Below are 20,802 nucleotides of genomic sequence, written 5' to 3' on the forward strand. Positions count from 1 at the left end.
AGACGAGCGCCACCGCGGTGACCGACGAAGACACGTCTGACGCGAACCGCTCTCGGCCGGGATCACCCGATGCCGCAGCCCACCGCCGATCCGGCCACCGAGGCTCTCGCGCAGTGGAACCCGGTGTCCGAGTGCGAACAGCGCATCGGACCGAACGCCTCGTGGCCCGCCTGGCCGCCAACGTATCTCGCCGCCCCTTCCGATTCGGCCGTCAGAGGACGCCGTCGGCATCGAGCAGGCGACCGGTCAACCGTTGATGGCTTTGCGGGTGAGGTCGAGGGAGCGGATGCGGGCGTCGATGTCGTAGACGAGGGTGTTGAGCATGAGCTCGTCGGGGGAGGTGGCGTCGAGAAGTTGGGCTGCCTGGGCGCGGACCGTTTCCGGGGAGCCCTGGAGCTGACCGGCCTTGCGCTGGGCCGCGAAGTGTCGTTCGGCGTCGCTGCCGGGAAAGCCCGCGGCTTGGTCGGGGGTGGCCAGTGCTTGGGGGCGGCCCGAGCGCAGGTTGGCGAAGGCGAGGTCGCGGGGGGCGGCGAGGCGGTCGGCTTCGTGGTCGGTGTCGGCGCAGATGGCCGAGGCGGCGACGATGGTGTACGGCGCGCTTCTGGTCTCCGACGGACGGAAGTTGTCGCGGTAGAGGTCGAGGGCGGCGGCGGTGTTGTCGGGGGCGATGTGATGGGCGAAGGCGAAGGGTAGCCCGAGTGCCGCGGCCACCTGGGCGCTGTACCCGCTCGAGCCGAGCAGCCAGACCTCCGGCTCGGCGCCGCGCCCGGGACTGGCGACGATTCCGTCGGTGTCGGTGCCGCGGAAGAAGCCGATCAGCGTGGTGAGCTCGCGGGGGAAGGATTCGGCGCCGAGGCCGTCGGCATGACGGCGCAGGGCGCGCGCGGTCACCGGATCGGTGCCGGGTGCGCGTCCGATACCCAGGTCGATCCGGCCGGGATGCAGGGACTCGAGAGTCCCGAACTGCTCGGCGACCACCAGCGGCGCGTGGTTGGGCAGCATCACCCCTCCCGAGCCGAGCCGGATCCGCGTGGTCGAGGCCGCCAGATGTGCCAGCACCACCGCGGGCGCCGCGCTCGCGATGCCGGGCATGTTGTGGTGCTCGGCGACCCAGAAGCGGTGAAAGCCCAGCTCCTCGGCGTGCTGGGCCAGCTGCGTCGTCGCGCGCAGCGCATCGCCCGCCGTCACGTCGGCCTGCACCGGCGCCAGATCCAGAACCGACAGCGTGACCGCGTTCATGAGCCTCCTCGAGTGTGCGATACCCCCTGTTGAGGCCAACCGGTTCGGTGCTCGCGGTATTTCCTGGCGTGTGGGTGCGGTGTCCCCGTCTCGGTCGCCGCGCGGGATTTGCTGGAAAGCCGCTGGCAGACAGGCATTTTCTGTCATACCCCACCGGTATCGTCGAAGGGTCACACTACGAGCCCGGCGCGAGGGTGGCCGGGCGGTGCGAGAACGGGGGCACGGGGATGAGTGACAACGACCGTGGCGAGCTGCTGCCACCGAGCAGGCACGGCACCACCTGGCGGGAATCGGAGTACCGGGTTCTGGCCGACGATCTGCGCGCCGGGGTCGACCTGGCCCGCACCGCGCACACACTGGGGCGAACCGAATCCGCGGTGCGCGCCGCCTTGCGCAACTTCGTCGCGCCCGAGGACCGCGTGTCCACGGCGGAACGAGAACGCTGGGTCCGCGGGCGGCTGGTCGCCGAACCGGAATGGGACTGGTGGGCGGTGGTCGTCGACCGGCACCGTCGCTCCCGCAGCGGCCTGTGGTTCACCAGGCACGAGCACTGCGCCCGGATCGGCTGGCGTCGCCGCACCCCGATGCCCGCGCTCGCGCAGGAACTGGGCACCTCGGAGCTGACCGTCGCCGAACTGCTGCGCTCGCTCGGCCTCGCCGACAGCATCGAGGAGGCGGCCGATCGGCTGGGCGCGACACCGGGGCTGGCCTTGGCCAAGCGCGTCTCGGCGCACCGCGACAATGCGGCGGGTGCCCGCTGGATCCTGGTCATCGACGGCGCGGCGGGCACGAGCCGACCCCGCAACGCCCCGGTCCGCCGCCAGATCTCCCTGCACGAGACCCGCGCGGGCGCCGAAGCCGAACGTGATCGGGTCCTGGCCTGGCACAGCCGCCTGGGCGCGGGCGAGCCGGACACCCCGGTGTGGTGGACCATCGCCGAACGCGGTCTGGGCGCGAGCGTGGGTCACACCCGGTGCGGTACCGTCGACACCATCGTCCCCGGCGGCGCGATCCACGCCGAAGGGCTCACCGTCGGCGACGTCATCCGTGTGCAGGTCCCCGACGGCGGCTACCTCCAGGACCGAATCACCGCGATCACCCACACGGGCCCCGGCGCCCCGGTGGTGGTCGACCTGGCCCCGGTCGCGAACTCGCGAGTCCGCCGCGTCGTCGAGTTCGCCCCCGGCGAGGTCGTCGACGTCGTACGCCGCCGGGAGGGTCGAGCCGGTTAGGCGGTCCAGACCTTGAGCGACGGTCCGACGACGACCACGTTCGGCGTATACGGAGGCCTGTATCCCGAACGACTACGCTCGCTGCGCCGCCGAGTCGCCAGATCCATGTCCGCAGTCGGATGCCCGATTCCCCACACTTCCTCGACGACACCGAGCAGCGTCCAACTAGGCGGACTTCGTTCGTCCCGGCATCGTCACCGCGGCGACGAGCATGACCACCGCCATGACCAACATGGCCACGAACACCAGGTGGATGCCGTGGGCGAGTTCGGTCGGCGCGGGGTGGTCGGGGTCGCGGATGCCCGCGTTGACGACCGCGCCGAACACCGCCACCCCGACCGCGCTGCCCAGCGAGCGAGCGAACATGTTGGCCGAGGTGACCACACCGCGCTCCTGCCATTCGGCGCTGGCCTGCGCCGCGATCAGCGTCGGCGTCGCCACGAGGCCCATCCCGGCGCCGATCAGGAAGCACGAGAGCGCGATCTGCGCCGTGCTCGACTGCTCACCGATGAGCAGGGTGGTCGCGCAGCCGAGCATGACCAGGATGCTGCCGACCACGGCGGTCACCCGGAATCCCCACCGCAGGTAGAGCCTTCCCGCATTCGAGGCAGCCAGCGGCCAGCCCAGCGTCAGCGCGCCGACCGTCAGTCCGGCGACCAGCGCACCGGTGCCGAGCACGCCTTGGGCGAAGGTCGGCACGTACGAGGTGAGTCCGAGCACCACCGCGCCGATCAGCAGCGAGACGGTGCTGCTCGCGATCACCACCCGGCGGGTGAAGATCCACAGCGGCAGAATCGGATTCGTCGCCCGCCGCTCGACCATGGTGAACAAGCCGAGCACCACCACACTGCCCGTGAACAGCGCCAGCGAGACCGGCGAGGTCCACGCCCAGGCCTGACCGCCCTCGAGCAGGCCCAGGATGAGCCCGCCCGCGCCGAGCGTGAGCAATACCGCGCCGAGGTAGTCGATGCGCTGGGCGCGCCGGGGCGCCGATTCGCTGAAGTGGCGCACCAACATCCAGGCCGCGACCGCGCACAGCGGTAGGTTGATCAGGAAGATCCACCGCCAGCTCAGATAGTCGGCGAACACACCACCGAGCAGCGGGCCGAGCACCGCCGAACTGGCCCACACCCCGGCCAGGTAGCCCTGCACCTTGGCCCGTTCGGTAAGGGTGTAGAGGTCTCCGGCGATCACCATCGTCATCGGCTGGATCGCCCCGGCGCCGATACCCTGGATGGCCCGGAACACGATCAGGCCCACCATGCTCGTGGCGAGCCCGCACAGCAGCGAGCCCAGCGCGAAGACCGCGATCCCGACCAGGATCACCGGTTTGCGCCCCACCATGTCGGCGAGCTTGCCGTAGATCGGCACCGTCACCGCCTGGGCGAGCAGATAGATCGAGAACAACCAGGGGAACAGCGCGAATCCACCGAGGGTGTCGGTGATGGTGAGCACCGCGGTGGCGATGATGGTCGAGTCGAGCGCGATCAATCCGGTCGCGAGCATCAGCGACGCGAGAATCGGGCCCCGCTCGGAGCGCAGGCCGATGGCCGGACTCGCGGTCTCCGTTGCCACCGGCGATCCTCTCGTTGCTTCGACTGACCACTCTGGACAACGTATCGATGCCGGGACTGTTCCCGCCCGGTGTTTTCCCAGGATGTGACACGATCGGCCGCCCGCGCTGTCGTGCGGTGTGGTTCGCGTCGCGCGAGGTCGTCAGTCGCGGCGCGATCCCGCCACCCACACAGGTCCGGTGAGCAGCCAGATCACGGTGATCACCCCGAGCGTGCCGAATACGCCCATCAGCTGCTCGCGCTGCTCGGTGTCGGCCACCGTGTAGCTCAGCGCTACCGTCAGGACGGCGGCGATGGCGGCGGCGCCGAGCCAGCGGGCGAAATCGGCCCACTCTTTGCGGGACCGTTCGGGACCGTATTTCGGGACCTTCACCGGCGCCGGTCCGCCCGCGAACCGGTAGGCGAAACGCTCGTCGAGCCACTGGATGATCCGGTGCCCGAACATCACGGTGCAGCCCAGGTAGATCCCGGCCAGCCGGTGCGCGAAGCCCACCTCCCCACCGCGATGCAGATCGATGGCCACCGCGACCACGAGCACGACATCGAGCACCGGCACCAGCGCCAGCGTCACCAGGCCCGCGCGCGGCAGCCGGACCGCGTAGCGCAGGAGCAGACCGCCGACGACCAGCACCCAGAAGCCGATCTCGCAGCCCAGGATGGTCACCAGCACCGGGTTCGTCATCTCGTCCATTCCTCGACTGTGGCAGGCACACCGGTCCGCGGTCGTCGGGCTTTCCGCTCGCCGCGGGTCCGCCTTTCGGAGGACCCGAGACTTGGCGCGCGTGTGCTGGAATGGGGGACATGTCTTCGTCGCGCGCGCCCATGAGTCGGCTCGCGGACGTGTTCGACAGTTCGACCACGGCCGCGGTCGGCATCTTCCTGGTCGGGCTGTTGCTGTGGGCCGCCGGGGGCTGGGCGGTCGTGGCGAATGACGACGTCTATCCGCCGCTGGTGAAGCTCGCTCTGCTGTCCACGGCGTTCGCGATCCAGCTGACCGCGCAGCAACGGCCCGCACTGGCCTTCGGGCTGATGGTCGCCCTGCTGGCCGGGGATCTCGCGGTGAGTCCGTCGCTGCCGCTGTGGATCGCGCTGGCCGACGTCATCTTCCTCGCAGTCAGCAAGGGATCGGACCGGTTGGGCGTGGTGGTCGTCTGGTTCTCGCTGATCCTGACCCTGGGCGGGGCGCTCCTGGCGGCGGCCCTGCTCGATGTTCGGGTGGGGCTCTATGCCGCCTTGGCCGGAGTGGCGCTGACCTGGTCACCGCTCGGCTACGCACGGGCCGTGCGGGCCTCACGCCGGATGGCGCGGATGGAGCGCGAGGCGGCGCGCGCCCAACTCGCGGTTCTCGACGCCGAGCGTTCGGCCGCCCTCGGCGACGAGCGTCGTCGGCTGGCGCGCGACCTGCACGACACAGTGGCCGGTCACCTGTCCGCCGTCGCGATCCTGTCCGAGGTGGCTCAGAAGGAACCGGGCAACACCACCGTCCTGCGTTCGATCCGGGCGGGCAGCCTGGCCGCGCTCGAGGAGATGCGCGCGACGATCGACCTGCTGACCTCTCCCGACGACACCGCCGTCACCACCCGACTGTCATCGCTGGACGGATTGATCGACGCGGCGAAAGCGGCAGGCGCCGCGGTGGCCGTGCACCGGGCCGAGGGTCTGGAATTGCCCACCGCGGTCGAAGCCGTGATCACCCGCATCCTGGGCGAGGCCATCGCCAACGCCACCAAGCACGCCCCCGGCGCGCCCCTGGACATCGACCTCCGTCGTGACAGGACCCGCCTGGTGATCACCGCCTCGAATCCGATCGAGCCCGGTGCCCGCACCGGCGAGGGAAACGGAGTGCGCAACATGATGTTCCGTGCCGAATCGATGGACGGCTCGCTCACCGCCGACGCCGAGGACGGCATCTGGCGCGTCTGCGCGCGCATCCCGCTGGGGGCCGCGTGACGGTGACGGTGCTGGTGGCCGACGATCACGCCACCATCCGCGCGGGCCTGACCATGCTGCTCGAGTCCTCCGGACAGGTGCGGGTGGTCGGCGAGGCCGCCGACGGCGTCGCCGCGCTCCGGCAGGCCCGCGCGCTGAGCCCCGACGTGGTGCTGATGGATGTGCGGATGCCGCGCGTCGACGGACTGGCCGCCACCGCCGCGGTGGTCGCCGAGACGAACGCGAAGGTTCTGGTGCTCACCACCTTCGCCATCGACGAATATGTCCTCGGCGCCCTCTCGGCGGGCGCGAGCGGCTTCCTGCTCAAGTCGGTCGGCGGTGACGAACTGGTCCGCGCGGTGCTGGCGGTGGCCGAGGGCGACGCGGTGCTGGACCCGAAGGTGACCCGCGCGGTGATCGCCGCCCTGCCCAGGACCACGGCCCTCGCACCGCCCGATCTGTCGACACTCACCGACCGCGAGCGGCAGGTGCTCGCCGGCCTCGGTGCCGGCCTGTCGAACCATCAGATCGGCACCCGGCTGCTCATCGGGGAGACAACCGTGAAGACCCACGTGTCCCGGGTGTTGACCAAACTGGGCGTCCAGTCACGTGTGCAGGCCGCGATCATCGCGACCCAGGCCGGTCTCGAATCGCACCGACCCTGAACGCGGCGATGCCCCGGCACCAAGAGATCGGTTCCGGGGCATCGGGGTGTCGGGGCGGCGTTCAGCGTGCTGGATGCGGGTCGGACTGGTCCGGACTGTTGCGGCGGGATTCAAACCAATAGGTCAGCGAAACCGTGGCGTAAGACGCCACTACCACTGCCGCTGTCACCAGAAGAAACGCGACGATCAAGGGAATCAGGAAAGCCATGTGCCCTCCTCGCGGTACGGTAGATGTGCGATGAAGGTGGTGGTCAGCGCCTCGTCGCGCCGATTTCTGGACATGCCCCGCGCGTTCGATTCTAGGGCCACGGCGCGACCACGGCACGACCCCGCGGGTGTGATGGCGGTCATGATCCGTGCGGAGTGTCGCCCAGGCCACCGAAGTGTCCTGAGGTTGAATGTTCAATAGATCTGGGGTTCTACCGCGTCACGAGTTCTCGACATCGGCTTCACCACGAACAACCGACGAAGGAGCACGATCGTGAGCATGATCCTGGCCGCACTGCACGACACCTACGGCATCGCCGTCGCCCAGGTGGGCAACCCGACGCCGGAGGCACCGCCGATGGCCGACAAGGTTATGCAGCTCAGCCGGTACTTCACCTGGGGAATCCTGCTCTCCGGCGTCACCGCCATCACCTACGGCGGTGGTCGCTTCGCCTGGGAGAAGTGGAACGGCGGCGGTCTGCAGTCGCCGAAGATGATCGCCAGCGCGATGGCGGGCGGCGCGGTCGCCACCAGCGCGGGCACGATCATGAACGCCGTCATCGGCGCCTGACAACCCCGCCCGTGGTGTGCGCGCCACGGGCGATACGCGCCACCGGGGCCTACGCGGTGGCATCGACGCCGACGGCCTCGCCGCGGCGGTGATCTGCTTCGTCCCCGATATGCCTGTTGCCGAGGTCTTTCGGCCTGCCTACGGTGGCCGGTATGACGCTGACCGAGATCGCTGCCCTGCCCAAACCGACCACGGAGGTCATGCGCCGCCGCGCCCGCGCCGCCGGACTGCCGACGCGCGAATACCTGCGTCGCGAATTGTTCGCGCTGGCGCAGCGGCGGATCGCACTGGACGGCGTTGTCGACTTTCTCGCTGCCGAGCGGCCGGGCCATCCGTCTCCGGCCCCCGATGCCGACGCCGCGGCCGTGATCCACGCCTACGAGCTGCCCGCGCACGTGTGGAGCGTCCTTGCCGATCGTGCCGCAGCATCGGCGATTTCGCTGGCCGACTACATGCGCCAGGAGTTGATCACCTCGGCTCGCCGCAGCACGGTCGCAGATGCCCTGCTCGAGTTCGACGAGGTACTCGAGCGGGACCCGAGCCTGGTCATCGACCGGGAAGCCGTGGCCGCATCCATCCGCTACGCCCGGGGCGAATAGGCGCCCACTCGGGCCCGGTCGCCGCATCCCGGACCTGGACTGTTGATCACCAGGCTCTGGTGGCGTGCGCTACTCGGGGCGGATGCTTCCCTGGGCGCCTGGTGATCAACTGTCCAATGTTGTATCGGGCAGCCTGGACTCAGACGTGGAAGAACTGGGCGGTGGGGGACACGGGTGGGAAGGTGCCCGAGATCTGGGCGACCAGTTTCGCGGGGCGATCGGTGTCGGTGGTGGCCTTGCCGCTGGTGAGGATGGCGCCGGCGAGGTTGCGGGCGGGGTCGGCCCAGCCGTACTGGGTGGTCAGGCCGCTGCGGCCGAAGTGGGTGGCGGTGTCGCGGCCGAACTTCGAGCGCCGGGCGCCCAGTTCGAAGCCCGCGCGGCTGACCCGGCCCGCGAGGCCGGGCAGGCGGTCGGCGGGGGCGATCGCAGCGCGCAGGGCGTCGGGATCGATGATCCGTGTTCCGTCGAGTTCACCACCGCGTGTGAGGATTTCGTAGAATCGGGAGAGTTCCTCGGCAGTCGTCACGAGGTTGCCGGAGGGGAGTTCGGCGGTGAGGAATGCGTCGTTGTCCCGCTTCGACACTCTGTCCATCCCGCCGCCGAGCGCCTTGCGCGCCAAGAACATCGACAACCGCGATGTCGGCGGCCCGGTCTTCACACTCGGCACGACCTTGCCGACATCGGCCGGATCGACCCCGAAGTTGGTCCACCGGAAGCCCAGTGGCGTCAGCACCTGCTCGTCGAGGTGTTCCCGCATCCGCTTGCCGGTGGCCCGCTGGACGAGTAGCCGCTGAATCAATCCGCTGGTCAACGCGTGATAGACCCGGAATCGGCCCGGTGGCCAGCTCGGCACCAGGTCGGTGAGCGCCGCGCGAGCCAGATCCTCGTCGAGCACCACCTCGGCACCCTTGTAGGGCGGGGTGATGAACGGGATACCCGCCGAATGCGAGAGCACATCAGCGATGGTGATCGTGCCCTTGCGATGCGCGGCGAATTCCGGAATGTAGTCGCACACAGGGTCGTTCAGCGCGAAGGCGCCCTGTTCGGCGAGCATCGACATCACCGTGGCGGCCACCCCCTTCGCGGTGGAGAATCCGCAGAACGGGCTCTCCGGCGTCACCAGGATCTTCGCGGCGTCCGGCCCATCCTCGGGCGCGTTACCCCACCCGTGCCCGATCGCCCGGTTGAGCACGACCTTGCCGTTGCGCCGCACACACACCTGGATGGCAGGCGTCGTCCCCATCCGGTACCACGCCCGTACCGATTCCCACACCGCCTCGACTTCGCGCGCCGACGACCCGGCATCCCGCGGATCGTCCTCGTACCCGATGGTCGTCACCGCATCGAGATCCTCGAGGACCGTCACCAACGTCCCGCCCACTGCACTCATCCCACCACACTAACCACGCGCCCACCCACCCCTGGCCCGCCGACCGACCCCTCCCCACCGCCCGTCTGTCCCGATGACTCCACCATCGCACCCACCTGAGCTGCGCCGTCCAACATCTCGCGCGGTGTCCCGCGCGTCGAGTCCGTGGCCCGCGCTGACCCCGGGCGCGTGATCGATGAGTCCTTCGTCGCACAGCAACGGCGTCGCGCGACCTGCGCGATTCCGGTCGGGAACGGCTATCGCCCCATCCGGGCGCACGCCGGACGTGCCTGCGGGCTCAGGGCTGGCCGGGGTTGAGCACGATGAACAGCCCGTTCGCCTCGGCGCACAGGCGCTCGCCGTCGTGCATGGTCGCCCGCAGGTACACCTTGCGCCCGTCGCGGCGTTCGGCGTGCGCGCGGACGGTGAGCGGGCGGTTGAGCGGGGTGATCGAGCGGTAGTCGATGGTCAGCGACGCGGTGCGGGTCACCGCCTTGGTGTGCAGGGCCGCGGTCATGCCGAGGATGTCGTCGAAGGCGACGGCGATCTGCCCACCGTGCGCGGCGCCGTTGCCGCCGAGGTGGAAGGTGCGGAAGACGAGCTCGGTGGTGACGCCCTCGCTGCTGCCGCTGACCACCGTGTACGGCGGCAGCGTGATGTTGCCGCGCGCGGGCAGGTCGGTGCGCGTCCAGCTGGGCGATGACCACTCGTCGACCACCGCGGTACCGAGGCGGGCATTGAGCTGCTCGAGGGTCGAGATCGCCTCTTTGGCCAGCTCGTCGGAGGGATTGACCAGGCGTGCCCGGTCCATCAGCTCGCGCACCTGTTCGATCAGTTCGCCGTAGTGTGAGCCGCCCGCTGTCTTGTCGGCGCCTTCGTCCTTGCGCGCCTGGATCAGCTCGGCCATCGGTCGGAACCCGCCTTCGTGGTGCGCTTCGTCCGGGAGCGAGTTGCCGACCTGTGTATCGTCCATATGCAACACGTTATCGCTGCCGAGCTGGATGTTCGCGTCGGGTGTCACCTACGCCGCACGCCCCGTGACGGGGCTCACGACGGGCGGGTCGGTCGATTAGTCTGGAACTCGATTATCGAGCAGGTCTGGACCTAGACGGAGAGTCGGCGCACCGGGGTGGTGCCCTCCGTGTGAGCGGCGAAAGGCTGGGCGTATGGGTATCGCGGCGGTTGTGTTCGACATGGACGGTGTGCTGATCGATTCCGAATCGGTGTGGGAGCAGGTCAGACACGAGTACGTCGACCTCAAAGGTGGTCGGTGGCAACCGGATTCGCAGGTGAAGATGATGGGGATGAGCACCGTCGAGTGGTCGGCCTATCTCGCCGACGATCTCGGTGTCGCCGAGCCGGCTGATCAGGTGGCCGCCGATGTCATCGACCTGATGGCCGACAAATACGCCCATCACGTCCCGCTGCTGCCCGGCGCCGTCGAGGCGGTGCGCCGGTGCGCCGAGTCCTGGCAGCTCGGCCTCGCCAGCTCGTCACCGGCCACTCTGATCGACCTGGTGCTGGCGAAATCGGGCCTGATCGACGCCTTCGCCGCGGTCCTGTCGACCGAGGAGGTCGGTCGCGGCAAACCAGCGCCCGATGTGTACCTGACCGTCGCGCAGCGCCTCGGTGTCGACCCGAAAGACTGTACTGCCGTGGAGGATTCGACCAACGGATTGCGCTCGGCGCACGCGGCGGGGATGCGGTTGATCGCCGCGCCCCGTCCGGACTTCCCGCCGTCGCGCGAGGCGCTGGCCCTGGCGGATGTGGTCATCGACGGTGTCGACCAGCTCACCACCGAAGTCGTCACCGGCTGATCGCGTGATCCTCACCGACCGTATCGCGCGGGCAGTCGCCGCCGGGGTCGTGATCCAGGTCTTCCGGCGGTGGGCCAAGCCCAGGGTGCGGGCCGGTACCCGCTTGCACACCAGTGCCGGCGTCGTCGAGATCGTCGGCATCGACCCGATCGCCGCGCACGACATCTCCGACGCGGACGCACACGCGGCCGGTGAGCGTGATGCCGAGGTGGTGACGGCGAGCTTCCGCGGTTCTCCCGACGACCCGGTCTACCGGATCACGGTGCGTTACGCGGGCCCCGACGAGCGGGTGGAATCGAGTAGACGGGTCGATCTTTCCGCGAGCGACGTCGAGGACATCACCGCCGCGCTCGCGCGCTTGGACCGAGCCAGCCGACGCGGGCCGTGGACCGCCGAAGTTCTCGCCGCCATCGCGTCCCATCCTCGTGTTCGCGCCGCCGAGGTGGCGGTTCTGCTCGGCCGGGACAAGGATTCGCTGAAACTGGACGTCCGCAAACTCAAGAACCTGGGTCTGACCTGGAGCCTGGACATCGGCTACGAGATCTCACCGCGCGGCGCGGCGTTCCTGCGCGCGAGCGAGAGCTGAGCTCACCTGCCCGTACTGCCGTCGATGCGCTCGCGGAGCAGATCGGCGTGTCCGTTGTGGTGGGCGCACCTCGATCATGTGCAGGTGGACCCACCGCAACGTGGAGCCGTCGGTACCTGCCGATTCGCGGTGACGCAGGGTGATTTTCGCGGCGCCCCAGACGCACTGGCCGTCCTGCCCATCGATCCGGCACACTGGCCCGATGGGTGCTCCCTCCGATGACTCGCCCGAGGTCGTGGTCCATGTCGGTGACGGCTCCGACGCGCCACGCCCGGTCGACCCCGCCCGACCAGGTCCCGCCCCAGCCGATCCCGCGTCCGACCATCCGTTCCTGTTGCTCACGCGCGACCCGGCGGAGCGGATCCAGGCCCGCTGTCTCGACGACGGCACCTACGAGGTCGAGCACACCGCCCAGACGCACAGCCGTCAGCTCTACACCAGCGACGCGCTGCTGGTCCGTGACATCGTCTGGTCCTGGATCCAGCGCGACAGCTGGTGGTCCGACACCGTCGCCTGGACCACCGTCGACCCCGCCCTCGCCGAACTGCATGCCCTGCACGAGGAACTCTCCGGCATGCTCGACGGCATGTCAGTGCTCGACACGGTCACCGACGAACTCGACAGCGCCCTGGCTCGCGCCGACGAACTGCTCGGCGACCTCGACCTCAACGACTAGCCCGCGGCGCGACAGCGCCGAGCACCGCCGCGAGCACGCACGCGCAGGCGGCCGCGAGCCACACCGGCGTATACGAGCCGTCCAGCTCGCGGATCAGACCGCCCGCCAAGGCCATCGCTCCCGCGCCGACCTGATGGAACACGCTGATCCAGCCGAAGACCAGGGCGCTGTCATCGCCGAAACACGCACGGCACAGGGTCAGGGTCGGCGGCACGGTCGCCACATCGAGGATGCCGAACACCACCGCGAACGCGACCAGGTCGGGGGACAGACCACTGCTGAACAGGGCGGGCAGCAGTGCCAGCGAGACGCCCCGCGCCGCGAAGAACACCGCGAGCAGGTACCGGGGTTCGACTCTGTCGGTGAGCCATCCGGCCGTGACCGTGCCGAGAATATTGGCGACGCCGATCACCGCGAGCATGCTCGACGCCGCCGTGGCCGCCATGCCGTGGTCGTGCGCGGCCGGAGTGAAATGGCTCCACATCAGGCCGTTGGTGGTCGCGCCGCAGAGCGCGAACATGGTGGCCAGCAACCAGAACCTGCGATCACGCAGCGCGGCGGTGAGCGCGCCGACAGTGCGAGCGAACGGATTCACCGCGCGGGTGTCGTCCGGATCCTCGCCCGGCGCGGCACCGTATCGGCCGACGCCGACCGACTCGGGGCGTTCGCGCAGGAACACGAGTACCACGATCAGCGCGAGGGCGGCGAAGGCGCCGCAGGCGAGGACCGGACGCTGCCAATGCTGGTGTGCGAGTAGCACCGACAGCACCGGTAGCAGCGCGAACTGGCCGAAGACACCGGCGGCGGTGAGGATTCCGGTGGCCAGACCGATCCTGCGCCGGAACCAGCGGTTCGCCACGGTCGCGCCGAAGACCATCGTGATCGACCCCGTACCGACGCCGACGGCCAAGCCCCACCACAGCGCGAACCAGACCACGGTCGGCGCCGCTGTGACCATCAGCACCGACGCGGCGACCAGAACCGCCAGTGCGCTCGCCGTCACCCGCCGGATGCCGTAGCGGTCCATCAGCGCCGCCGAGAACGGGGCGACCGCGCCGTAGAGGACCATGTTGACCGCCACCGCGACGCCGATCCCGCCGCGGCTCCACTCGCGCGTCGTCACCAGGGGCTCGGTGATCAGCCCCGCGATCGTGGTGAACGATCCGGCCGCGATCAGCGCGAGCGCCGCGACCGCGACCATGGTCCACGCGGGATGGATGCGGGGCCTGGCGCGAGCGGAGGTGTCGTGGATTCTAGCGTCGGAGATCCTCACCTGGATCCTTCGGTAGTCCGGCTGTCCTACCGTCGTTCTAACAGCGTCCGATCACTTCTGACAGTATGTACATTTTCGTCCATATGGACGATAGGGATACTCTTGCAGGTATGGAAGGTGAGGTCCGGCCGTCGGTTCGCCGAGCGATGACCGTCTGTCCCGTCGAGGTGAGCATCGCGGTACTCGGGGGGTCCTGGAAGATGACGATCGTCAAGCATCTGCTCGCCGGGCCGGTGCGCTACGGCGAACTGCGCCGCCGAGTCGGTGACGTGACACCGCGGGTCCTGACCCGGCAGTTGCGCGAACTCGAGCAGGACGGCATCGTCGTCCGCCACGCCTACCCCGAGGTGCCGCCCCGGGTGGACTACTCCCTGACGGCGACCGGGCAGGGTCTGCGTGGTTTCGTCACCGAACTCGACCGGTGGGGTGGGGAGTATGTGGCCGGACTGGCCGAGCGGGGTGAGGATCAGTCCTTGTCGCCCTCGCACCAGTCGTCGAAGGCGTCGAACTCGGCCTCGGCGTAGCCGCGTGCCCGCGCAGAATCAGCACCAGCCCGTGAGGTACATCAACCCCAGGCTGCCGGCTCCGAGGATCAGGCCGAGGACGCCGCCGAGGACCAGTGGTCGTGCGCCCGCGCTGCGCAGCCGGTCGATGCTCAGCGAGGTGCCGATCGCGGCGAGGACGACGGCTATGAGCCAACTGCTGGTGGTGGCGAGGGGGTGGGTGAGAGCAGCGGGGAGGATGTCGAGTCCCGCGATGACGGAGGCGGCGACGAACAGGACGACGAACAGCGGAAAGGCTTGACGCAGTGAGCCCGCCGGGGCACCGGTCTCCCCGGTGATGTGACGACGCCCCACGTGCAGGCCGACGCACAGGGGGACGATGGCCAGGCTGCGGATCAACTTCACGATGACCGCGAATTGCGCGGCACCCGCACCGAAGACTACGCCCGCTGCCAGCACGGAGGAGGTGTCGTTGATCGCGGTCCCCGCCCAGAGGCCGAACGCCTCCTGCGACAGGCCGAGGGCCCGGCCCACGGGGGGATACACCAGGACCGCGGCGACATTGAAGACGAAGATGGTGCCCAGGGCGTAGGCGACCCGCTGCCGGTCCGGCCGCAGGACCGCGGTGGCCGCCGCGATGGCGGAGGCGCCACAGATGGTGGTTCCCACCGCGACCAGAGTCGCCGATTCCCGATCGACCGCCAGCATCCGCCCGACCACGAACGCGGCGACCGCGCCGACGATGAGCGTGCCGATCAGCACGATCGCGGTCTCGCGTCCCACGCTCAGCACCGCCCCCATCGGCAATCCCAGCCCGAGCAGCACGATCGCCACCCCCAGTAGACGGCGCCGGGCGAGGTCGAGACCGGGATCGAACACCGCGTCCGCGCCCTCCCGGCGCCGAAGCAGGATTCCGGCCGCCGCGCCCCCGCCCAGTGCCAGCACCGGCGCCCCGACCATCGGTAGCGCTGTGCCGACCGGCGTGGCCACGGTGGCCACGAGTGCGGCGAGGGCGAGGCCGGGAGCGAGGGCACATGCGCGATTCACCCCCTTACCTTCGCCGCGCATGGAAAGGGCAGGTAGAGGCCGAGTCATGAGGTGGGCATAAGTTGGCCTTATGGCTCTTCGGGCGTGGTGGGACCCGCGACTGTGGTTTGCTGGAGGTGTGCGGAAACGGACCCGGCTGACACTCGCCGCCGGCATCAGCGTGATGCTGTGGGGTGAATGGGCGAATTGGCGCGCCTCACGCAGGTGGGTCGGCACCGTGCCCGCAGGGTCGGAGGCAGTCGTCGTCCTGGGCTATCGCAATGCCGGACCCGACGCCAATGCCATGAACAGGTGGCGGGTCAGGGCCGGACTTCGTTCCATCGATCCCGCCGCCGAGTCCCGGCTGGTCCTGTGCGGGGGTGCCTGCGCGGGCCCGCGGTCCGAAGCGGCGCTGATGGCGCGCTACGCGCGAGACTCCCGTGGCTACGAGGGTGAGATCGTGCTCGAGGAGTCCAGTCGATCCACCTGGGAGAACGTGGCTTTCGCGATTCCCTGTCTGAAGGATGTCGACCGGATCAAGATCGTCTCGCTGCCGACCCACGCCGAGACCGCGCGCCACTATCTCGCCGAGCAGAGTCCGGAGCTGGCCGAGCGGCTCGTCCGGGGCAAGGACTACCGGTTCGGTGAATGGATGCCACTCAAACCCGTGGTAGCGCTCTACGGCGTGGCCAAGGGTAGGCGCCGCCGAACCCGAGCCGTCGACGATGTCTGACACCCCCATCGCCGAACGTGCCCGATAATCACCCCATGACGCTGCCACCCGGAACCCCTGACCTGGAGGTCCTCGACCTGCTCGTCTCGGTGGCCGCACTGGGCAGCCTCGGTGCCGCCGCCCGCCGCCACGGGATCAGTCAGCCCGCCGCGAGCATGCGGATCAGCGCGATGGAACGCCGGCTACGCGTGAAGCTGCTCGACCGCGGTCCCACCGGCTCGGAACTGACCGACGCGGGCCGGGCCGTGGTCGACCACGCGCGCACGGTGCTCGCCGCCGTGGGCGAGCTCGTCGACGAGGTGGACCGACTCCGTGCGGCCCAGGCGCCGCGACTGCGCATCGCGGCATCGAAAACCATTGCCGACCATCGGATTCCGCACTGGCTCGCCGCCCTGCGGCAGGATCACCCCGAGGTCGTCATCGCCCTGGAGGTGGAGAACTCGACCCAGGTCGCCGAACTCGTCAGGACGGGCGTGGCCGACCTCGGCTTCGTGGAGGGGCCGCATCCACCCGCCGGGCTCGGCAGCCGCGTGCTCGGCACCGACGACCTGGTCGTGGTCGTGGCCCGCGACCACCCGTGGGCGCGTCGCGAGGCCCCGGTGACGCTGCGCGAACTCGCCGCCACCGCCCTGCTCTGGCGTGAACCGGGGTCGGGCACCCGCGACACCGTGTGGGACCTGCTCAGCACCGAGGGCCCACCGACAGGTCCGGCCGCCGAACTCGGGTCGGCGGCCGCGATTCTCGCCGCGGCCAGGACCGGCATGGCGCCCGCGGTGCTGAGCCGGTTGATCGCGGCACCGGATCTCGCCACCGGCTCCCTGGTCGCGGTCCCCACCGTCGACGTCGCCCGCCTGACCCGCAAGTTCCGGGCGATCTGGCGCCGAAACAGCCCGCCGTCGGGGCCAGGCGAATTGCTCGTGATCCGGGCGACGCACCTCGAGCGCGCGCGCTCGGCAGTGGTGGGACTCGCCGATGAGATCGCATCGTCGCAGGTAGAGAGCTCGGACGTGAACGAGGAACTGGCGTAACCATCCGGTAATTGCCCGAAGCGTCCCTCGTAACGAGGCGTTCGGAGCATGTGCCGCATGACAGCCACTCCCTTCTCCACCGCGCGGCCCCGGCCGCCCGATCCCGGCCAGAGTCGCCGCAGCGCCCCAGCCCGGCGCATCCGCGACGTTCTGCGTGCCCGCATCCGCAGCGGTGTCTATGGTGACCGCCCCCTGCCCGCCGAGGCCCAACTGGCCGCCGACTTCACCACCAGCCGCAACATCGTCCGTGACGCGCTCGCCCTCCTCCGCGACGAGGGTTTGATCGACCGTGTACCCGGTGCGGGCACCTTCGTGGTCGCGGAGAAGGCGGTGCAGGGCCTGGATCGACTGCGCGGCCTCGCCGAGACTTTCGAAACCCGCAGCGACCGGGTGGTGAACCGGGTTCTGCTCGCCGAGGTGGTCCCGGCCACGCCGTTGGTCGCCGAACGGCTCGAACTCGAATCCGGTGATCCGGTCGTCGCCCTGGAACGGGTGCGCTACCTCGACGGCACTCCGCTGTCCCTGGACGCGAGCTACCTCAGCGCCGACGTCGGTATCCCGCTGCTCGACAAGGACCTCGACGGCTGTGACGTGTTCGGCCTCCTCGAGGCAGAACTCGGTCTGCCGCTGGGCTCGGCCGCTGTCGCGATCGAAGCGGTCGCCGCGGACCCGACCGTCGCCGGGCTCCTGCAGGTCCGGGCGGGGTCCCCCCTGCTGTTCCTGGAACGGCTCACCTACACCGATTCCGGTCGCCCCGTCGACCTCGAGTACATCCGCTACCGCGGGGACCGGTTCTCGCTGTCCGGACGGCTCGACCGCATCCCGGTGACACCGCGGCGCACCGGCAACCGTGACCACAACGAAAGGGGTTGATCCCCATGCAGATCCCATCGCCCACCGACCGGCGAGAACTGGTCTGTGACGTCTTGATCGTCGGCGGCGGCACCGCGGGCACCATGGCCGCCCTCACCGCCGCCCGCCACGGCGCGAACGTGCTGTTGCTGGAGAAGGCGCACGTGCGTCACTCCGGTGCGCTGGCCATGGGGATGGACGGCGTGAACAATGCCGTGATCCCCGGCAAGGCCAGCCCCGAGGACTATGTCGCCGACATCACCGTCGCCAATGACGGCATCGTGAATCAGCGCACGGTCTATGAGACCGCGACCCGGGGATTCGAGATGGTGCAGCGGCTCGAGGGCTACGGCGTCAAGTTCGAAAAGGACGAGCACGGCGAGTACGCGGTCCGCAAGGTGCACCGCTCCGGCTCCTACGTGCTGCCGATGCCGGAGGGTCGCGATGTGAAGAAGGTGCTGTATCGCACCCTGCGGGCCCGTGACGTGCGAGCCAAGGTGACCATCAGCAACCGGGTGATGCCGGTGCGCGTGCTCACCGTCGACGGGCGCGCGGTGGGCGCGGTCGGATTCGACACGCGCAGCGGCGAGTTCGTCACCATCTCCGCGGGCGCGGTGATCCTGGCGGCCGGAGCCTGCGGTCGGCTCGGGTTGCCCGCGTCGGGCTATCTCTACGGCACCTACGAGAACCCCACCAACGCCGGTGACGGCTACGCGATGGCCTATCACGCGGGCGCGGAGCTGTCGGGGATCGAGTGCTTCCAGATCAATCCGCTGATCAAGGACTACAACGGGCCGGCCTGCGCCTACGTCGCGAACCCGTTCGGCGGCTATCAGGTCAATTCCGAAGGCAATCGCTTCGTCGATTGCGATTACTGGTCCGGTCAGATGATGGCCGAGGTCAAACGGGAACTCGACAGTGCCCGCGGGCCGATCTATCTGAAACTCAGCCACCTGCCCGACGCCACGATCCGCGAGATCGAGGGCATCCTGCACACCACCGAGCGCCCGACGCGCGGCACCTTCCACGAAGGGCGCGGTACCGACTACCGCACCAAGGACATCGAGATGCACATCTCCGAGATCGGCTTGTGCAGTGGCCATTCCGCCTCGGGTGTCTGGGTCGACGAGCACGCCGCGACCACGGTGCCGGGGCTGTACGCGGCGGGTGACATGGCGCTCGTGCCGCACAACTACATGATCGGCGCGTTCGTCTACGGCGACATCGCCGGTGCGAACGCGAGTGAGTTCGGCTGTGCCGCAGCGCATCCAGAGCTGCCCGAAGACCAGATCGAGGCCGCGCACGAGTTGATCTACCGGCCGCTGCGCAACCCCGACGGTCCGCCGCAACCGCAGGTCGAATACAAGCTGCGTCGCTTCGTCAACGACTATCTGCAGCCGCCCAAGGCGCAGTCCTACCTCGCCTTGGGCGTCGAGGCATTCGAGCGGATGAACGCCGACATCGCCGCCATGAGCGGCCAGACACCCCACGAATTGATGCGCTGCGCGGAGGTGACCTTCATTCGCGACTGCGCCGAGATGGCGGCGCGCGCGTCGCTGCGCCGAACCGAAAGCCGCTGGGGGCTCTATCACCAGCGCGCCGACTGGCCCGCGCGCGACGACGCGGAATGGTTCTGCCACTTGAACCTGTATCGCGGTGCGAGCGGGGGGATGGAATTCCGCACCAGGCCGGTCGCGCCCTACATCGTGCCGGTGCCGGGGTTCACGCGGCCCGACGGCGTCGCCGATGTCGCCGCACCGGACCTCGTCGGCGCCTGGAGCGCGCGATGAGCGCGCGGCTGCTGGCCCTGCTCGACCTGGTCGACGAGTGTCCGGAGCTCGACGAGCTCACCCCGTTCCTCACCGACGCCGACCCGGAGGTCCGCCGCACGGCGTTGTCGGTGCTCAGCGAGACCACCGACGCGTGGGCGCGGGCGGCCCCGATCATCGCCGCGGCCCTCGCCGACGTCGACGTCGACGTCCGCCACACCGCGATCGGTCTGCTCACCGAGTTGCTCGAGGTACTGGTGCCGGGGCCGGAGTTCGACGCCGTATTGCGCGGATGCACGACCGCACCCGAACCGGCGGTGCGCTCGGCCGCGATCGAGGCGCTGTGGCGGCACCGGCGAGTGAGCGCCGAGGAACTCGCCGGCTGGCTCACCGACCCGAACGTCGCGGTGCGCCGGACCGTCATCGGCGGGCTCACCTCCGTGGATGCGATCGATGAACTCGCCGCCGCGGCCGCCGACGACGACCAGGACGTGCGGATCGGCGTGGCGAAGGGTATCGCCGCCGTGGGCGACCCCCGCGGCGCGGTGACCCTGCTGGCCTTGGCCGAGGACCCGGAGCCGCTCGTGCGCGCCGCCGCCTTGGCGAGCCTGACCGGTACCGGCTGCGACGAACACGCCGCCGCCGTCGCCACCGCTGCCATCACCGACTCCGCCTGGCAGGTCAGGCAGGCGGCGGCGATCGCCTTGGCCGCCGCCGAGCCCGAACTCGCCGCGGCGCCGCTGCTGTCGGCGGTCTCGGACCCCAACCTCGACGTTCGCAAGGCCGCGGTGCGCGCACTGGCCGAGCGCATCGCCGAGCGCCGCGACATCACCTCCGCGCTGCAGCGGGCACTCGACGACCCGGACGCCGATGTCCGCGCCTTCGCCCGCATCGGCATCGCGAACTCTGGAAAGGAACTCTGATGGCCAAGGTCAACGCCCGACTCGACGTCCCCGTCTCGGTCGACGAAGCGAAGTGTATCGATGGCTGCACGCTGTGCGTGGACATGTGTCCACTCGATTCCCTTGCCATCCACCCGGATTCGGGCAAGGCGTACATGCACGTCGACGAGTGCTGGTACTGCGGGCCGTGTGCGGCGCGGTGCCCGGTCGGCGCGGTCACCGTCGACATCCCGTTCCTGTTGCGCTAGAAGA

Annotated in this window: 21 protein-coding genes and 2 pseudogenes; 14 read left to right on the forward strand and 9 right to left on the reverse strand. The window is 69.6% G+C overall.

Translation table 11 applies throughout. From position 1 onward, the window contains the following. Positions 1-246 precede the first annotated feature (246 nt). Positions 247-1,239: an LLM class flavin-dependent oxidoreductase gene (locus tag BOX37_RS15280; protein ID WP_071928235.1), complete on the reverse strand. Its 993-nt coding sequence runs from the start codon at positions 1,237-1,239 to the stop codon at positions 247-249. Positions 1,240-1,466: 227 nt separating this feature from the next. On the opposite strand from BOX37_RS15280, the gene BOX37_RS15285 reads away from it, so the two are divergent. Next, a complete protein-coding gene (locus BOX37_RS15285) occupies positions 1,467-2,471 on the forward strand; it encodes a hypothetical protein (protein ID WP_071928236.1) in 1,005 nt (334 codons plus the stop codon). Between the two features lie 165 nt (positions 2,472-2,636). Here the strand turns inward: BOX37_RS15285 and BOX37_RS15290 are convergent, their stop codons facing one another. Together BOX37_RS15290 and BOX37_RS15295 are read right to left on the reverse strand one after the other, a co-directional pair. Further along, positions 2,637-4,046, reverse strand: a complete 1,410-nt coding sequence (locus BOX37_RS15290) for an MDR family MFS transporter (protein WP_071928237.1) — start codon at positions 4,044-4,046, stop codon at positions 2,637-2,639. A gap of 141 nt (positions 4,047-4,187) precedes the next feature. After that, the gene (locus BOX37_RS15295; RefSeq protein WP_156910417.1) at positions 4,188-4,736 is read right to left on the reverse strand and encodes a hypothetical protein; all 549 of its coding nucleotides are present in this window, start codon (positions 4,734-4,736) and stop codon (positions 4,188-4,190) included. Positions 4,737-4,846: 110 nt separating this feature from the next. On the opposite strand from BOX37_RS15295, the gene BOX37_RS15300 reads away from it, so the two are divergent. Both BOX37_RS15300 and BOX37_RS15305 read left to right on the forward strand, forming a co-directional pair. After that, positions 4,847-5,995, forward strand: coding sequence for a sensor histidine kinase (locus BOX37_RS15300; RefSeq protein WP_240505356.1), 1,149 nt, complete (start codon positions 4,847-4,849; stop codon positions 5,993-5,995). Then, entirely contained in the window at positions 5,992-6,639 is a 648-nt protein-coding gene (locus tag BOX37_RS15305) for a response regulator (RefSeq protein WP_071928239.1), read from the forward strand. The genes BOX37_RS15300 and BOX37_RS15305 overlap by 4 nt, the downstream gene beginning before the upstream one ends. A 61-nt stretch (positions 6,640-6,700) precedes the next feature. On the opposite strand, the gene BOX37_RS34030 is transcribed toward BOX37_RS15305, so the two are convergent. After that, positions 6,701-6,847 carry a hypothetical protein gene (locus BOX37_RS34030; RefSeq protein ID WP_156910418.1) on the reverse strand — a complete coding sequence of 49 codons (147 nt, stop codon included), beginning with the start codon at positions 6,845-6,847 and terminating at the stop codon, positions 6,701-6,703. A 279-nt stretch (positions 6,848-7,126) separates the two neighbouring features. On the opposite strand from BOX37_RS34030, the gene BOX37_RS15310 reads away from it, so the two are divergent. Both BOX37_RS15310 and BOX37_RS15315 read left to right on the forward strand, forming a co-directional pair. Then, positions 7,127-7,417, forward strand: a complete 291-nt coding sequence (locus tag BOX37_RS15310) for a hypothetical protein (protein ID WP_206045895.1) — start codon at positions 7,127-7,129, stop codon at positions 7,415-7,417. Positions 7,418-7,569: 152 nt separating this feature from the next. Continuing rightward, a complete protein-coding gene (locus BOX37_RS15315; RefSeq protein WP_071928241.1) occupies positions 7,570-8,016 on the forward strand; it encodes a hypothetical protein in 447 nt (148 codons plus the stop codon). A 139-nt stretch (positions 8,017-8,155) separates the two neighbouring features. Here BOX37_RS15315 and BOX37_RS15320 read toward each other — a convergent pair whose 3' ends face one another. Continuing rightward, positions 8,156-9,406 carry a serine hydrolase gene (locus tag BOX37_RS15320; protein ID WP_084759707.1) on the reverse strand — a complete coding sequence of 417 codons (1,251 nt, stop codon included), beginning with the start codon at positions 9,404-9,406 and terminating at the stop codon, positions 8,156-8,158. Positions 9,407-9,683: 277 nt separating this feature from the next. Further along, complete coding sequence (locus tag BOX37_RS15325; RefSeq protein WP_071931531.1) at positions 9,684-10,358, reverse strand: PaaI family thioesterase; 675 nt, start codon at positions 10,356-10,358, stop codon at positions 9,684-9,686. 193 nt (positions 10,359-10,551) lie between these two features. On the opposite strand from BOX37_RS15325, the gene BOX37_RS15330 reads away from it, so the two are divergent. Next, a complete protein-coding gene (locus BOX37_RS15330; protein WP_071928243.1) occupies positions 10,552-11,202 on the forward strand; it encodes an HAD family hydrolase in 651 nt (216 codons plus the stop codon). A gap of 4 nt (positions 11,203-11,206) precedes the next feature. Next, positions 11,207-11,788, forward strand: a complete 582-nt coding sequence (locus BOX37_RS15335) for a hypothetical protein (RefSeq protein WP_071928244.1) — start codon at positions 11,207-11,209, stop codon at positions 11,786-11,788. Positions 11,789-11,790: 2 nt separating this feature from the next. Here the strand turns inward: BOX37_RS15335 and BOX37_RS36375 are convergent. Then, positions 11,791-11,835 (reverse strand): annotated as a pseudogene (locus tag BOX37_RS36375) (hypothetical protein); the annotation flags it as partial. Positions 11,836-11,990: 155 nt separating this feature from the next. Here BOX37_RS36375 and BOX37_RS15345 point away from each other — a divergent pair. Continuing rightward, positions 11,991-12,464 (forward strand): hypothetical protein, encoded by a 474-nt coding sequence (locus BOX37_RS15345; protein ID WP_071928245.1) that lies wholly within the window; start codon positions 11,991-11,993, stop codon positions 12,462-12,464. On the opposite strand, the gene BOX37_RS15350 is transcribed toward BOX37_RS15345, so the two are convergent. Continuing rightward, positions 12,454-13,737, reverse strand: coding sequence for an MFS transporter (locus tag BOX37_RS15350; RefSeq protein WP_240505357.1), 1,284 nt, complete (start codon positions 13,735-13,737; stop codon positions 12,454-12,456). The two genes, BOX37_RS15345 and BOX37_RS15350, sit on opposite strands and share 11 nt — an antisense overlap. 110 nt (positions 13,738-13,847) lie before the next feature. Between BOX37_RS15350 and BOX37_RS15355 the strand changes: the two genes are divergently transcribed. After that, positions 13,848-14,261, forward strand: coding sequence for a winged helix-turn-helix transcriptional regulator (locus BOX37_RS15355; protein ID WP_071928247.1), 414 nt, complete (start codon positions 13,848-13,850; stop codon positions 14,259-14,261). A gap of 18 nt (positions 14,262-14,279) precedes the next feature. Here the strand turns inward: BOX37_RS15355 and BOX37_RS15360 are convergent, their stop codons facing one another. Beyond that, positions 14,280-15,287: a YeiH family protein gene (locus tag BOX37_RS15360; protein WP_240505358.1), complete on the reverse strand. Its 1,008-nt coding sequence runs from the start codon at positions 15,285-15,287 to the stop codon at positions 14,280-14,282. 118 nt (positions 15,288-15,405) lie between these two features. Between BOX37_RS15360 and BOX37_RS15365 the strand changes: the two genes are divergently transcribed. From BOX37_RS15365 to BOX37_RS15385, 5 genes and pseudogenes are all read left to right on the forward strand, one after another. After that, the gene (locus BOX37_RS15365; RefSeq protein ID WP_071928249.1) at positions 15,406-15,999 is read left to right on the forward strand and encodes a YdcF family protein; all 594 of its coding nucleotides are present in this window, start codon (positions 15,406-15,408) and stop codon (positions 15,997-15,999) included. A gap of 35 nt (positions 16,000-16,034) precedes the next feature. Beyond that, positions 16,035-17,027 (forward strand): LysR family transcriptional regulator, encoded by a 993-nt coding sequence (locus BOX37_RS15370; RefSeq protein WP_071928250.1) that lies wholly within the window; start codon positions 16,035-16,037, stop codon positions 17,025-17,027. A 57-nt stretch (positions 17,028-17,084) separates the two neighbouring features. Beyond that, positions 17,085-17,900 (forward strand): GntR family transcriptional regulator, encoded by an 816-nt coding sequence (locus BOX37_RS15375; RefSeq protein WP_071928251.1) that lies wholly within the window; start codon positions 17,085-17,087, stop codon positions 17,898-17,900. A gap of 5 nt (positions 17,901-17,905) precedes the next feature. Beyond that, positions 17,906-20,571 (forward strand): annotated as a pseudogene (locus tag BOX37_RS15380) (fumarate reductase/succinate dehydrogenase flavoprotein subunit). After that, entirely contained in the window at positions 20,571-20,798 is a 228-nt protein-coding gene (locus BOX37_RS15385) for a 4Fe-4S dicluster domain-containing protein (protein ID WP_071928252.1), read from the forward strand. Before BOX37_RS15380 ends, BOX37_RS15385 begins: the two are co-directional and overlap by 1 nt. Positions 20,799-20,802 lie beyond the last annotated feature (4 nt).

It is taken from the genome of Nocardia mangyaensis (assembly GCF_001886715.1).
In the GTDB taxonomy this organism is placed as follows: Bacteria; Actinomycetota; Actinomycetes; order Mycobacteriales; family Mycobacteriaceae; genus Nocardia; species Nocardia mangyaensis.